The 14153-nt window shown below is 45.2% G+C and carries 12 protein-coding genes; 2 read left to right on the plus strand and 10 right to left on the minus strand.

The window, feature by feature from the left end; genetic code table 11:
• Positions 1-53: 53 nt before the first annotated feature.
• The 10 genes from spoT to DYB02_RS02065 form a co-directional block, all read right to left on the minus strand.
• Positions 54-2174 (minus strand): bifunctional GTP diphosphokinase/guanosine-3',5'-bis pyrophosphate 3'-pyrophosphohydrolase, encoded by a 2121-nt coding sequence (gene spoT / locus DYB02_RS02020; RefSeq protein WP_005459012.1) that lies wholly within the window; start codon positions 2172-2174, stop codon positions 54-56.
• Between the two features lie 39 nt (positions 2175-2213).
• Complete coding sequence (gene rpoZ, locus DYB02_RS02025; protein WP_005379346.1) at positions 2214-2486, minus strand: DNA-directed RNA polymerase subunit omega; 273 nt, start codon at positions 2484-2486, stop codon at positions 2214-2216.
• A gap of 181 nt (positions 2487-2667) precedes the next feature.
• A complete protein-coding gene (gmk, locus tag DYB02_RS02030) occupies positions 2668-3291 on the minus strand; it encodes a guanylate kinase (RefSeq protein ID WP_005496750.1) in 624 nt (207 codons plus the stop codon).
• Between the two features lie 305 nt (positions 3292-3596).
• The gene (locus tag DYB02_RS02035) at positions 3597-4811 is read right to left on the minus strand and encodes a tetratricopeptide repeat protein (protein WP_021822536.1); all 1215 of its coding nucleotides are present in this window, start codon (positions 4809-4811) and stop codon (positions 3597-3599) included.
• Between the two features lie 12 nt (positions 4812-4823).
• On the minus strand, positions 4824-5456 hold the full coding sequence (locus tag DYB02_RS02040) for an energy transducer TonB (RefSeq protein ID WP_005458947.1): 633 nt from the start codon (positions 5454-5456) through the stop codon (positions 4824-4826).
• Positions 5457-5460: 4 nt separating this feature from the next.
• On the minus strand, positions 5461-5868 hold the full coding sequence (locus DYB02_RS02045; RefSeq protein WP_005458951.1) for an ExbD/TolR family protein: 408 nt from the start codon (positions 5866-5868) through the stop codon (positions 5461-5463).
• 25 nt (positions 5869-5893) lie between these two features.
• Positions 5894-6421 carry a MotA/TolQ/ExbB proton channel family protein gene (locus DYB02_RS02050; protein WP_005458945.1) on the minus strand — a complete coding sequence of 176 codons (528 nt, stop codon included), beginning with the start codon at positions 6419-6421 and terminating at the stop codon, positions 5894-5896.
• A 9-nt stretch (positions 6422-6430) separates the two neighbouring features.
• Positions 6431-7792, minus strand: a complete 1362-nt coding sequence (locus DYB02_RS02055; RefSeq protein ID WP_021822144.1) for a MotA/TolQ/ExbB proton channel family protein — start codon at positions 7790-7792, stop codon at positions 6431-6433.
• Between the two features lie 3 nt (positions 7793-7795).
• Positions 7796-8560, minus strand: a complete 765-nt coding sequence (locus DYB02_RS02060) for a DUF3450 domain-containing protein (protein ID WP_005496754.1) — start codon at positions 8558-8560, stop codon at positions 7796-7798.
• 72 nt (positions 8561-8632) lie between these two features.
• Positions 8633-11233 (minus strand): TonB-dependent receptor plug domain-containing protein, encoded by a 2601-nt coding sequence (locus DYB02_RS02065; protein WP_005458992.1) that lies wholly within the window; start codon positions 11231-11233, stop codon positions 8633-8635.
• Between the two features lie 820 nt (positions 11234-12053).
• On the opposite strand from DYB02_RS02065, the gene DYB02_RS02075 reads away from it, so the two are divergent.
• Positions 12054-13079, plus strand: coding sequence for an ABC transporter permease subunit (locus DYB02_RS02075; RefSeq protein WP_029804662.1), 1026 nt, complete (start codon positions 12054-12056; stop codon positions 13077-13079).
• Between the two features lies 1 nt (position 13080).
• Positions 13081-14124: an ABC transporter permease gene (locus tag DYB02_RS02080; RefSeq protein WP_015296095.1), complete on the plus strand. Its 1044-nt coding sequence runs from the start codon at positions 13081-13083 to the stop codon at positions 14122-14124.
• Positions 14125-14153: the final 29 nt, after the last annotated feature.

Here is a 14153-nt window from a genome sequence, read left to right on the forward strand (position 1 = left end):
AATAAATAGGGTATAAAAAAATCGCCACCCAGTGTGAGTGGGTGGCGATGAGTTTAGTTCTTTCTTCGTCTGACTCGGGTCGCCTGCGGCATCGCTTTGATTTTTCGCATGATACCTGCAAGGTGGACACGATCTTTAGTCGTCAGCAGAACGGTGACAGTATACAGTCGGCCATCACGTTCTTCGGTCGACAGGCCATGGATATTGGAGCCTGTTTTCGAAATCACGTTGGTCAATTCTGCCAGAGCACCTTGGTGGTTGAGCATGTCGACTTTCAGTTCTGCGATAAACTCTTTGTCGTAATCGTCAGACCACGCAACGGCCATGTATTTGTCCGGCTCTTTTTGGTAACCGCGCACATTTGGACACGTTTCACGGTGAACAACCAAGCCACGGCCAGGAGACACATGCGCAATGATGTGGTCATCTGGAATTGGGTGACAGCAGTTAGCAAACGTCAGCAGCAAACCTTCCGCGCCGCGAATTGGAAGTTTCTTCTTCGAGTCGGTTGGAATGGAACTGGTTGTCGTTAGTTCTTCAGTATCGCCCAGCAAACGACGAGCAATCACAATACTCATGAGTTCGCCTAAGCCAATTGCTGCGAGTAAATCGTCTGTGCTTTCTAAGCGCAGATCGGTCAGTACTTCTTGAATGTTCTCTGGGTAGATGGAGTCAATCGAGTGACGACCCAAAGCGTGATTCAATAGGCGGCGGCCGAGCGTGATGGATTCTTCACGGCGCATGGTTTTCAGTACTTGACGAATCTTAGTGCGAGCGCGAGAAGTCACGACATAGTTCAACCAAGCGGCATTTGGACGCGCACCTGGCGCACTGATGATTTCTACTGTCTGGCCGTTCTTCAGCGCCTTACTTAGTGGGTAAGGGTTACGGTCAACACGAGCACCAACACAGGAATTACCTACATCGGTATGTACCGCGTAAGCAAAATCTACGGCTGTCGCGCCAAGTGGCAGTTCAACAATACGACCTTTTGGTGTGAAGACGTAAATCTCATCTGGAAATAGATCCGATTTTACGTTTTCAATGAATTCGAATGAGTTACCGGCACTTTGTTGTAGCTCAAGCAAGCTTTGCATCCAACGCTGTGCTTTCACTTGTGCGGTCGTGCCCGACTTATCGCCCTTGTCTTTATAAGACCAGTGAGCTGCGACACCTTTGTCCGCCATTTGATCCATATCTTCAGTACGGATCTGAACTTCAACAGGCACACCGTGTGGGCCAACCATGGAAGTGTGAAGCGATTGATAGCCGTTCGCTTTTGGTACCGCGATATAGTCTTTCATGCGACCTGGGCGCGGCTTATACAAGCTGTGTACTTGGCCTAGAACGCGATAACAAGTATCGGCAGTATCAACAACCACTCGGAAAGCGTAGATATCCATGATGGTGTGAAAACGCTGTTCTTTGGTTTTCATCTTGTTGTAGATGGAGAACAGGTTCTTTTCACGACCTACGACGCGTGCATTCAAACCAACATCTTGCAGTCGGCCTTCGATTTCACTGTGAATACGCTGAATCATCTCTTTGCGATTACCGCGAGCCGCTCTCACGACTTCTTTGAGTACGCGATAACGGTTTGGGTACAGCGCTTCGAAACCCAGCTCTTCCAACTCAGTTTTGATATTGTGAATACCAAGACGATGAGCTAATGGGGCATAGATTTCTAGTGTTTCACGAGCGATGCGACGTTTTTTGTCTGGTCGAAGTGCACCTAACGTGCGCATGTTGTGCGTACGGTCAGCCAGTTTGATCAGGATAACGCGGATATCTTGCACCATCGCCAGAACCATCTTGCGAAAGTTCTCAGCTTGAGCCTCTTTCCTGTCACGGAATTTGAGTTTGTCCAGTTTAGATACACCATCAACCAACTCAGCGACGGTGTTGCCGAATTTCTCTTCGAGATCTTCTTTTGTAACGTCACAGTCTTCAATGACGTCATGCAGCAAAGCAGCTTGGAGGGTTTCAATATCGAGGCGCATTTCGGCCAAGATACGAGCCACAGCGACAGGGTGGATGATGTATGGTTCACCGCTAGAGCGGGTTTGCCCTTCATGGGCATCTCTCGCTACCACATAAGATTGACGCAGAGCCTCAATTTGAGGCTCTGTTAGGTATTCTTGGGCAACGTCTTTGAGGCTATCGAATAGATACAAATTATAGGCCCGGGAGGTTGTTGAATTCTAAAGACAGAATTAACGGTTGTGAGCGATGCTGCTTACTGCCGCTAGCTCTGCCGCTTCTTGCTCTTGCTGTTCTTGACGTTCACGAGCGTCTAGAACTTCTTTAGTAATTAAACCTTCTTCGATTTCGCGTAGAGCGATAACCGTTGGCTTATCGTTCTCTTCTGGCACTAGTGCATCTTTACCGCCAGTTTGCATTTGACGAGCGCGGCGAGCCGCAATCAGTACTAGGTCGAAACGGTTGCCAACTTTTTCAACAGCGTCTTGAACAGTTACGCGTGCCATGAGGACTCCAAATAGTTAACTAAATTTTAGAATGACGAGAAAGTATACAACCTAACTACTTTATTTACTAGCAATTAGACAAGCCACAATGTGTGGGCTTTCTCTCTTGTTTATTATGGCTACTTTGCACAATACAAAGTAGCGGAAATTCTGGTTAAACAGACTGACTCTTTGGTGAGAGCTATTCTGCTAATAACGCGTCAAGCATACCTTTATATTTAGCAGCTTGTTTTTCTTCCTTCAATCTTTCTGCACGAAGGATAGCTTTAAAGTCCATTAATGCTGTGTCGAAATCATCATTCACGATGACGTAGTCATATTCGCTGTAATGTGAGATTTCCGATTTTGCTTCAGCCATGCGCTTGGCGATGACTTCTGCGCTGTCTTGACCACGAGTATTTAAACGACGTTCAAGCTCACCGTTTGAAGGTGGAAGAATGAAGATGCTTTTCGCTTCTGGCATTTGCTCACGAATTTGGCGAGCACCTTGCCAGTCGATATCTAGGAATACATCGATGCCTTTCTCTAGCGTTTCTTCAATCCATACGCGAGACGTACCGTAATAGTTGCCAAACACTTCGGCGTATTCTAGGAAGTCGCCTTTAGCAATCAGAGTTTCAAACTCTTCTTTTGCGACGAAGTGGTAGTGGACACCGTCTTCTTCACCAGGACGCATGTTGCGAGTAGTGTGAGACACAGACACTTTCATTGCGTATGTTGGATTACGTTCCAACATTGCTGAGATCAAGCTAGATTTACCTGCGCCGCTAGGTGCAGATACGATATAGAGAGTACCTTTGCCCATTGTACTGTTCCACTTTTGATTGGATTGATTGAGTGCCGAAGGAAAGTTTCGACAGTCTTATAACGATAGCACTGGCGGCAAGGAATCAGCCATTATGGAAATGGTGATTGGTGATAATCCCGCCAGAAAAATGGAGGCGAAGAGTATCATGATCTCTATGTGGTTACCAGTTGATCTTTTGGTTTGCATACCCTTCAATGACAACGGATTGAGAACTGAAAAACGACGAAAAAAGGGGAAGCTTTCACTTCCCCAGGCGTGCGACTGACTCACACTTAATTTTCGCGCCATGATAAATGCATGACTTACCCTTGTGACTCTAGGAAATTAATCCAAGGGCTCGCCATTGCTCTCATATCCGGAGATTGAGCCGCACTTTTCATTGCTTTTAGAGCATTACTCGGTTGGTTTAACTCAAAATATGCCATGCCACGAATGTAAGAGAGCTCTCCTTTTTGTTCGTGCTTAGCATCTGGGGCGGCGTTTTGCGTAAACTTCGTCGCCTCCGTATATTGCTTGTCTAAAATCATTAGACGAGCAATTTTTATTTGAGTTTTTGCTTGTGGAGCAAGATTGTAAGCTTGCTGATAGACGTCGATAGCCTGTTCAAGTTCTTGTGCTTGCTGCCAAAACGAACCAAGTGTTTCCAAATTTTTTGCGTTGCGTTCTACATGACCATTATCAAAGGCTGCTTGAAGTGTTTTCGCTGCGCGGAAAGGCACCCCTTGATAAGCTTGGAAGTTTACTAAACGCAGGTATTCTTTCTCACCTTCTAATAGACCCAATTTATGAGCCATTTCTAGTGTTGAAAGGGCATTGCGCTCTTGATTTAACTCCATGTAAATACCAGACAATTGAGTCCAGTAACGCTTATTTTTTGGATATTTAGTGGTTAATGTTTTCAATACACCCGCAACGCTCTTGAACTGCTTAAGTTCATAATGCGCAGACATCAGTAGCTGATACCAAGATTCACTAGGTTCTTTACTCATAGCGATTGCTTGCTTAGCTGGTGGAATCGCGTTTTTGTAATCTTCTAGCTGAACATAAGCACTCGCTAGAGTGATGTATGCATGCGCTTGTGGCTTTTCTTCGGTGGTTTCTGCAATTTTGAACCACTCATTCATGGTTGCTACTGACTTTTTAAATTGCCCTTCGGCTAAGTAAAGCTGCGCCAAGCTATAACGAACTTGCTGGGCTACAGGCACTGGAAGTGCGTTTAAACTTAACGCATCAGCAAAATACTTTGCTGCTTTCGGGTAGTCATCTTGCAGAGAGTACAAAAAGCCCATCTGTTGCAGTAAGACTGCACGGTCATATTGTTTTTTGCTTGTACTACTTAATGCTGAGTTCAATTTAGAAAGGGCATCAGCGTACTTTTCTGTAGCAATGAGTTCCTGAACTTTGTTTACCGTTCGAAACGTTTTGTCTGACAACTCCGGAGTGTTGGCAAAACCAGGCGCGCCATACGCGCCTGACAATAACACTAGAGAAGCCAACAGTTTGGTATATGCTTTCATACGTATGACTCCTTAGTTTGTAGAGAACTCAATTTCTTGAGAAAGGCGAGAGCTAACCGCTTTACCATCAACCATCTTGGGTTTGAAGGTCCACTTAGATACGGTTTTCTTCGCGGCTTGTCCCAAGCCCAACTTACGTGGTGTCTCTTTTAAAACTTTGACGTCCTCGACGCTACCACGTTCGTTAACAGTAAACTCTACAAGTACGATACCTTTCTCAAGTCCAGAACGGGCGGCCTTACGAGGCATCTGAGGTTGGAATGTTGCTAAAGGCACAGGACCTCCGCTACCTGCCAGTCTCGCTCCGCCACCTTGGCTGTAATGACCGAGCACTGAGCCACCAGTGACGTTTACTGGTAGATCGAGTTTTGGCATATCCATTGGAACTTGGTCCATCACCGGTTTTACTGTCGACGTCACCTTCATTTCTGGTGGTGGCGGCGGACGCTTAGGTGGTGGCGGTTTCGGGAGTTCGCGTTTTTTCTCCTGTACTTTTTCGTCCGGTTTAATGCGAATGAAATCGACCATACGCTGATCATCATTCGACACTAGTTCGTGGCGCTCTTTGTTTACCAGCTTGTCCATCCCCCAGAACAATCCGAGGGAGACAATGAGCGCCAGTGCAATTGAGGCCAGATACCGCATAAGCTTAATCCTTATTCGTTGCGGCAATGGAGATGCTTTCGACACCTGCCATCTTAATCTGGTCCATAACCTTCACGACTACCCCTGCATTGGCCTCGGTATCCGCTTGGATAACAACAGCGCCATCAGGGCTTTCTGCGCGAAGACGTTCGATGTTGGCGCGAACAGCGTCGACTTCAATGCGTCGTTTATCAACCCATACGTCTCCAGCGGCACCGATGGCAACCATAATGTTCCCTTTCTTCACGGTTTGTGCTGAGCTTGCTGTTGGGCGGTTTACTTCCAAACCTGCTTCTTTAACGAACGATGTTGTTACGATAAAGAAGATCAACATGATGAATACGATGTCGAGCATCGGTGTCATATCGATAGCTGTTTCGTCACTGCTATCACTGCTATAGCGTCTTTTCATGACCTATACCTCTAATTCCATTTACTCAGGCAATATGCTTTAGCTTATCTTCCAGCTTTTGCGTTGTGACTTTGGCTAAATGATCAAGACGTGAACTAAAGAACAGTCCTGACAGAGAAGCCACCATCCCGGCTAAAGTTGGGATTGTTGCCTTTGAGATCCCCGAGGCCATTGCTCGAGGGCTTCCTGTTCCGGTTACCGCTAAGATGTCGAATACTTGGATCATGCCGACTACGGTGCCGAGCAGGCCAAGTAGGGGACAAAGTGCAATCAGTACTTTGACGATTGGTAGCCCCTTTTTATTCTCAATATCCTGACGAGATACAATTTCTTGTCGGATCATCTTTGCGTTCCAGCTTTGATGTTCTGAACGCTCACTCCAAAGAGTCACGGCTTTTTTCGCGGCTCTTGGAGCGACGGCGGCAAAGTAGAACCAGCGTTCTAGCAGCACTGCCCATAACATGAAGCTGAGGATGAAGATAGCGACGAGTACATCGCCACCCATTCCCAAGAAGCGCCTAATTGATTCAAGTTCTCCAACTAACCACCACATAACGCCTCCTTAGCTTTCGGCTTTATGTAGTTTTTCCTGATAGCGAGCGATGAAACCTGCACTCTGTTCTTCAAGAGTTTGAACCAAACGACGACCTTTACTGTGTACGATGGTGTAAAGGAACAGTAGAGGAATTGCGACAACCAGACCTAGCATGGTGGTTACCAATGCTTCAGAAATACCGCCAGCCATTAGTTTCGGATCGCCGGTACCAAATAGCGTGATTGCCTGGAAGGTACCAATCATACCCATTACTGTACCTAGTAGTCCCAGTAGTGGTGCTACAGAAGCAAACAGTTTGATTGAGCTGATAAAGCGTTCAATGCTTGGTGCATTGCGTAGGATGATTTCGTCCAACTTCGCTTCCAGATCTTCAAGGTTGTCGCCTTTGTGATCTTGGTAAGCTTGGATAACTTCACCTAGAGGGTTGCCAGGGATAACTGTGTCTGATTTCGCCTGTTTACGCATTTTGCCACCGATGATCTGAAGGCGTAGGAAGCACAATAGCGCGATGATGACACCAACAGCGCCCATTGCTAGGATGACGTAACCAACGATACCACCTTGGTCAATACGTTCCTGAACGGTAGGACTCTGTACTAGTAGCGATAGAATTACGCCACGAGATGGATCAAGGAATAGCGGCTCATAAGTGCCTTTTGCTGATTCAAAACCAGCCACTTGGCTTGTGATGTTCTTGCTTGGCTGACGTGATAGTTCTTCGAACTTGCCAGTTTGAGGTACGTAAATGACGTATTTGCCATCTGCAATTGCGTTAAATTCACCTACTAGCGTTACGTCGCGAACGGCTTCTTTACCTTCACCGTAAACAACCGTTGCTTGTGTTGTTGATGTATCACCAGATACGACAACTTGTTGAAGAATAGTGTGCCAGAATGCTTCCAGCTCTTGAGTTGATGGTAGTTCTTTACTTTCTGCCAGTTTCGTCAGCAGTGCATCACGCTCTGGGAACTGAACGGCATTTTGCGAAGCGGCAAACAGCCCTTTAAATTCGCCTGCGTATTGACGAACCACACCAAACATTTCACCCAAGGTACCGGAGCGAACACGCAGTGTTTCGGTTAGTTCAGTCAGTTGTTTGTCGTTTTCGTCGAAAGTGGCTTTTAGTTGATCGCCAAGCGCTTGCTGTGCAGCTAGCTCTTCACGAGCCTGTTGTAATAATGCAGCTTGTTGGTCGCGATCGCGCTTGAACACAGCTTCGCGTTCTTTGTTTTCTTTTGATTCAACAATGCTTTCTGATTTTACGTTTTTTAGTAGTTCAGAAAGTGTTTGTGGGGTTTCAGCTTGAACGCCACAAACCATAAATAAGCTGGCTAGTAGACCAGCGGCTAGAGTTTTGAATCCTTTCATCTCTTATTCCTCCCCAGCAAATACAGGCAATTTGATTAGCGCTGGTGGCGCTTGCTTCTTCGCAATACGAAGGCCTTGCTGTACCGCAATACGGTAGCTTTCAGGTAGTGTCTCCCATTGACGTGTTTGTTGGTTCCACATACCTGTTTCACCGCCGTCTGGAGATTGGAATAGAAGTGCTGTACGACCAATACGTAAGAAATCGTACGTTACGATTTCGCCGTTACGATCTAAGCTCGCTTTGTAAGACTCAATTGAGCGAGAGAAGCCTTCTTCAATTTGGTACGCTTCCATCACTTTACGGAATTTCTCAGAAGTCGTTACGTCTGCGCGATCCATCAGGCGGCGTAACTCTTGAACGCGTTTGTTGCGTTCTTCTTTTTGGAAAGGCAAATCGAGAGTAACGAACTCATCTAGCGCATCGATCATTTTTAGTGTTAGAGGAACAACTTCTGTTGCTGTTTGATCGATTTGAGCAATTTGGTTATTCAATGAGTCCAGTTCGCCCTGTTGCGATTGAACCATTCGATTAATTTGCTCGTTGTAGACTTTCATACTATCGATTTGACGAAGTAAGCCCTTATATTCTGCCAACATACCTTCTGTGCTTTCAGCGTAAGTATCGATTTTTTGCTGAGAAGCTTGAGAAGACTTCGTTGTTTGTGCTTGATTGGCGACTACGGTTCCAGAGTCTGCAGCAATCGCTGCACCACTTACCGAGAGAATCGCGGCAGTAACTGCACTTACGCCAAATTCCTTTAACGTCATAGTAGCATCCTTGTTAGTGTAAATAGTCAGTCGAATAGGGCGCAGGAAATACTCCTGCGCCAAAGGTTTTAATTAAAAGTTTTGAGAGTATTTCAAGAAGTAAACGCGGCCTTGAATGCTGTATAGGTCTTTATCGTAAGTTACACCATCAGATTCAAATGCAGGATCTTCATCAGTTAAGTTACGAACACCAGCAGTAAACTTCGCATCCCATGGAGCTAAGTAGTTGTACGCGATGTTCCACGTTGTTTGTGATGATATATGGCCAGTTTTATTATAGTTGTCGTCAACATCTTGAGCTTGATCGGCGATGTGATCAGCAGATAGGTAGATGTCATGTTCTTCCAAGAAGTTTACGCCAACACCTGTGTTGAAACGGTATTCTGGTAGACCATTTCGACCCACTTGGTTGTTTACAGGACCACCAACGTATTCTGGTGAGCTGTAATCAAGCACGTAGCTACCTGTAAAGTCATAACGGATTGTTGCAACATTAAAGTCATAACGATAACCGATTTTAAGGTCTAGACCTGATGTATCAAGTGTTCCTAGGTTTTGAAGTCCAGCAGTAGCTTCTTTGATTCGTCCATTTTCTCGAACGATATTTGGATTCGACACACCAGAACTACGTTCTTGATCAATCATGCTCTGGAGCGTATTCAGAGTGATTACGTCATCAATGCTAATGTTGTAGTAGTCTAAAGTCAGGTCTAGGTCGTCAATTGGTGAGTAACTGATCCCGAAGTTAAAAGATACAGACTTTTCTGCATCCAGATCTTCATTGGATGTGCGAGTAACGTCATATTGAGTTTCCGGACATTCTGAAGCTGATATGCCATTCTGGCTACAGAATACGTAGTCTTTCGCATAGTCAGATGAGAAGCTATCAGCTCCGTATAGATCTGATAGGGTTGGAGCTCGGAAACCAAGACCTGCACCAGTACGGAACATCAAGTTGTCTAACGGCTGGTAACGGAAAGATACTTTTGGTGAGATTTCATCTCCAAAGTCACTGTAATGGTCGTAACGAGCTGCAATGTTCATCTCTAGTTCATCAGTAAACGCAATGAGAGATTCAGCATAAATTGCGTATGTTTCGCGGTCACCACCAGCGGAGTTCCCCGAACTACCAATGATATTACCCGCTTCACTTTGTGGATCGTATTGGTCAAAGTAGTCGTAAGTTGTGTACTCTGCCCCTACATATAGTGGGATAACAATGTTTCCCACTTCTGCTAGATCAAATTGAAGTCCACCATAAACTTGGTGCATTTCCATTTGAGTTTCGCGCCCTGTTCCTGCTGACAGTTGGCTAGTCGCATCGGCACTGAACTCGCCATTTACAAACTGACCTGAGTTTGCCAGTTGTTCAGCTGGAGAGCGGAACACATAGCCAGTACCAGTTTCGTTACTATTCGAGAAGTTTAGGTGGTAACCAGTTTCCCAAATGACTTCACCAAATGAATCTGTGTAAAGTGTGCCATCTAAGCCGGCTTTTAAGTCTGCTTGGAAATCGGTAACACTATTGTCACGTGTACCAACATTGTTGAATCGGTAATAAACAGCAGCAGGACCTTTAGTTGCATCTAAGCCATTTTCGGCAAAGAATGCTGCGCCACCAGTAGTTGTTGGATCGACTTCGAAATAACCAGCCGCTGGCGCGAAGCGTCCAAAGCTTTCATTTCGGTTTAAAAGAACCTGAGCGTTAAACGTGGTGTCATCAGATAAGAAAATGTTACCGTTCATAAAAACGGTGTTGCGTTCTAGAGATGCTGTTTGAGCAGCTTCCGATGTGTAGTCGTAGCCGCAGATATCACCTAAGCCAGGGTAGTTCGTTAACCCTACAAAACCTTTTGAAGGATCACACGAAGCGTCTGTGTCGTAGCCTTTAAGTGCTTTCAACTGACCATCATGATAAACGTTACGCCCGTAAATACTAACGCCTGACATATCGAAGTAGTTTGCAGAGCCAGTGTTGGTTGAGCTTAGGTAATCACGATCGCGTTGGTAAATTTCGTCTTTGCTGTCATGTTCAAATGAGAACATGATGTTACCTTTCTCACCGCTTGTACCTAGCACAATTGAAACGTTTTCTTCGTCAGCTCCTTCGCGACTTGGAATACCAGACCCCAGGGTTACGTTGATGCCATCAAATTCTTCTTTAAGAATGATGTTTACTACGCCTGCTACAGCATCAGAGCCATACACCGCAGAACCACCGTCGGCCATGACTTCCACGCGCTCTACGATCGCTGACGGAATTACGTTGATGTTTGCTGCACCACCACCCATTGATGCGGAACCAGGGAGACGTTTACCATTGATCAAAACGAGAGTGCGCTCAGAACCTAGGCCACGTAGAGAGATCGTTGCTTGACTTTGCGCAGAGCTACCTGAACGCTCGTTGTGTGAACCAAATGAGTTAAAAGATGATTTACGCAATACATCGGCAATCGATACGTCACCAGCGCGTTCAATTTCAGCTCGACCAATTACTGCTACTGGAGTGCTTCCTTCCATAGATGCGCGCGTTAGGCGCGAACCAGTAACTTTCATCTTTTGAAGTTTTTCGACTTGTTGCTCTTCTGCCTGTGCTGTTAGAGGGGCCACTGCTGCCGCTGTCCCCAAAGCAAGACTGATCGCAACAGATAAAGCGGTTGTGTTTTTATACATCCTTGTTGCTCCGATTATTATTATTTCCTATGTCTGGTCGCATAGCGACCAAATGTGACGTTAATATTTCGTTAACGGTCGGCCAATGTATAACCGAGAAGAAAAAAGGAAGTCAAACCAGTGGTAAACGGAGATGTGGAAATGTAAAAAAGATGTAAACAACTAAAAGTGATTTAAATCACGGAATAATTTACTGTGTAGGTTCTATAAATCGAGATCAAATTTTAATAAAACACCGTATTTTGTGTTTCTTGTAAACTTTAATGACATATATTGCCTATGGTTTTTAAGCGGGTAATTGAATCTGAAAATACTCATTTATCCAGTGAATTATTCTAAAGGTGGAATTTTATCGAATGCTAACCATGTTGACTTGGTTGCACTGGGTGGTATCAAAATATGATACCCATTGCTGTAAAAGGGCTCACTCGTATTTTTCAGTCAAATGTAACCACAGCTTATGTGTCTATTTATTCTTGCTATGTGCATTTTTATATAGGGTTTTGGCTCTAAAGTGCCTAGATTGATATTCTGCAGGAATTCTTTTTGTGGTTTTTTATAATTTTTTACAAAAACATTTCTGTTTTTCGACATCGGAGGAAGTTTGTCATGTTTTGGTTTCAAACACTTGAAGCTGATGTGGATTCAAGATAAATATGACGCTGAAATTATTGCCGTAGAAGAAAAAACTAGTTATTGAATCGCAGGGAGTGTGTTTCAACAGCTTTAGTTACTACGCGGATAGATATGCACCATTTTGGGCCGGAAACTTCCCACCAAACCCGCCTAATTTGGACAGTAGACAAGGAGCAAGTTGTATATGCTGTCGTACTTTTTACGCCGTTTAGCGTTAGTCATTCCGACGTTTCTCGGTATCACCATTCTTATCTTTGCCATCACTCGATTTGTACCGGGTGGGCCAGTTGAACGCATGCTGTCACAAATGCAGTCTCAGGGAGACGGCGCAGCATCGATGACGTCAGCGGGTGGCAATACTGCACTGTCTGATGAGCAAATCGCTGAGCTAAACGCATTCTACGGGTTGGATAAACCTGTGATGGAAGCTTACGTTGATTGGTTGAGTCGATTAGTGACGTTGGACTTTGGTGAATCAACGCGTTATTACGAACCAGTATCGGATATGATTGCAGAGCGTCTGCCTGTTTCGCTGTTCTATGGTGGCATGACTTTCTTTATCAGCTACTTCATCTCGATACCGCTTGGCTATTACAAAGCCCTCAAGCACGGTTCTGTGTTTGATTCTACCTCCTCCATTTTGATATTCGTCGGTTATGCCTTGCCTGGCTATGTGGTTGGCGTGTTATTGATTACTTTGTTTAGTTATCACTTGGAATGGTTCCCTATGGGGGGCTTTGTCGGTGATGATTTCGATGACTATGAAACCTTCTTTGAACGCGCAAAAGACGTGATGTGGCATGCTGTGCTTCCGCTGATCTGTTACTTGATTGGTGATTTCGCAACGCTCACTATGACGATGAAAAATAACCTGATGGAAAACTTATCATCGGATTACATCCGTACCGCGATCGCAAAAGGCTTGCCGTTTAAGAAAGCGGTACGCAAACACGCGCTACGCAATAGCTTAATTCCAATTGCTTCTCACTTTGGCAACTCACTGTTGTTCTTCATGACAGGGGCATTTTTGATCGAAGTTATCTTCAACATCGACGGCATTGGTTTATTAGGTTACGAATCCATTATGGAACGTGATTACCCAGTAGTGATGGGCATCGTTGCTATCAACGCGGTATTGCTGCTGATCGGCAATATTATTTCGGATATCTGTGTTGCTTTAGTCGACCCACGTGTGAAGTTTGGAGCGTAATATGATTAAAGTAAGTCCATTAACTCAAAAGAAAATCCGTCACTTTAAAGAAATTAAACGTGGTTATTGGTCGTTTGTGATCTTATCTATCATGTTGATTCTTTCACTATTTGCTGAGCTGTTAATCAACAGTAAAGCGTTGATGGTGAAGTACGATGGTAGTTATTACTTTCCGGTTGTCAGTGACGTTCGTTTAGGTAGCGAGTTTGGTCAAGATTCTTCAAGTGAAGCTGATTACCGAGTTCTCCAACAAGTCTTTGAGGAAGAGGGGGGGGACAACTTTGTGATTCTACCTATCGTTCCTTGGAACCCATACGAACAAGACTTCAGTGGCGATTTCCCTCCGACCGCGCCAAGCGCTGAGAATAAACACTATCTAGGTACTGACGTTATTGGTCGCGATATTTTAGCGCGCTTGGTGTATGGCTTCCGTACTGCGATGGGGTTTGCGTTGTTAACGATGGCGGTGTCCTACGCTATTGGTACTGCTGTAGGCTGCGCCATGGGCTTCTGGGGCGGCAAGTTCGACCTATTTGTCCAACGTTTGATTGAGGTTTGGTCAATGGTGCCATTCCTGTACGTCATTATGATTTTGGTGTCCATCGTTCAACCGACTTTCACGCTCTTTGTCGCCATCAACGTGTTGTTTGGATGGATGGGGATGACATGGTACATGCGTACTATGACTTATAAAGAATCTGCACGCGAGTACGTAATGGCAGCTCGTGCGTTAGGTGCCTCGACAGGCCGAATCCTGTTTAACCATATTCTGCCAAATACCATGGTCATGATTGTTACCTTGGCGCCATTTACCATTGCTGCCAACATCACCGCACTGACAGCGCTTGATTATCTTGGTTTAGGCTTGATGCCACCAACACCAAGCTGGGGTGAGTTACTGCAGCAAGGTAAGTCCAACTTGGACTCGCCATGGATTGTGGCGTCTGTTGTGACTTCCATTGTACTGGTACTGGTGATGGTCACCTTTATCGGTGAAGCGATTCGAGCGGCATTCGACCCGAAAAAATTCACACGCTATGTTTAAGCATGCATTGTGAGCAAAACATAAAAAAG

Origin of the sequence: Vibrio parahaemolyticus, assembly GCF_900460535.1 — a bacterium.
Taxonomy (GTDB): Bacteria; Pseudomonadota; Gammaproteobacteria; order Enterobacterales; family Vibrionaceae; genus Vibrio; species Vibrio parahaemolyticus.

What these genes read in the sequence shown, in the direction of transcription:
- DYB02_RS02055 (WP_021822144.1), bottom strand. Translation starts at nt 7,792, where the DNA reads ATGAAAGGATTCAAAACTCTAGCCGCTGGTCTACTAGCCAGCTTATTT.
- DYB02_RS02075 (WP_029804662.1), top strand. Translation starts at nt 12,054, where the DNA reads ATGCTGTCGTACTTTTTACGCCGTTTAGCGTTAGTCATTCCGACGTTT.
- rpoZ (WP_005379346.1), bottom strand. Translation starts at nt 2,486, where the DNA reads ATGGCACGCGTAACTGTTCAAGACGCTGTTGAAAAAGTTGGCAACCGT.
- DYB02_RS02040 (WP_005458947.1), bottom strand. Translation starts at nt 5,456, where the DNA reads ATGCGGTATCTGGCCTCAATTGCACTGGCGCTCATTGTCTCCCTCGGA.
- DYB02_RS02045 (WP_005458951.1), bottom strand. Translation starts at nt 5,868, where the DNA reads ATGAAAAGACGCTATAGCAGTGATAGCAGTGACGAAACAGCTATCGAT.
- DYB02_RS02035 (WP_021822536.1), bottom strand. Translation starts at nt 4,811, where the DNA reads ATGAAAGCATATACCAAACTGTTGGCTTCTCTAGTGTTATTGTCAGGC.
- gmk (WP_005496750.1), bottom strand. Translation starts at nt 3,291, where the DNA reads ATGGGCAAAGGTACTCTCTATATCGTATCTGCACCTAGCGGCGCAGGT.
- DYB02_RS02060 (WP_005496754.1), bottom strand. Translation starts at nt 8,560, where the DNA reads ATGACGTTAAAGGAATTTGGCGTAAGTGCAGTTACTGCCGCGATTCTC.
- DYB02_RS02050 (WP_005458945.1), bottom strand. Translation starts at nt 6,421, where the DNA reads ATGTGGTGGTTAGTTGGAGAACTTGAATCAATTAGGCGCTTCTTGGGA.
- DYB02_RS02080 (WP_015296095.1), top strand. Translation starts at nt 13,081, where the DNA reads ATGATTAAAGTAAGTCCATTAACTCAAAAGAAAATCCGTCACTTTAAA.
- DYB02_RS02065 (WP_005458992.1), bottom strand. Translation starts at nt 11,233, where the DNA reads ATGTATAAAAACACAACCGCTTTATCTGTTGCGATCAGTCTTGCTTTG.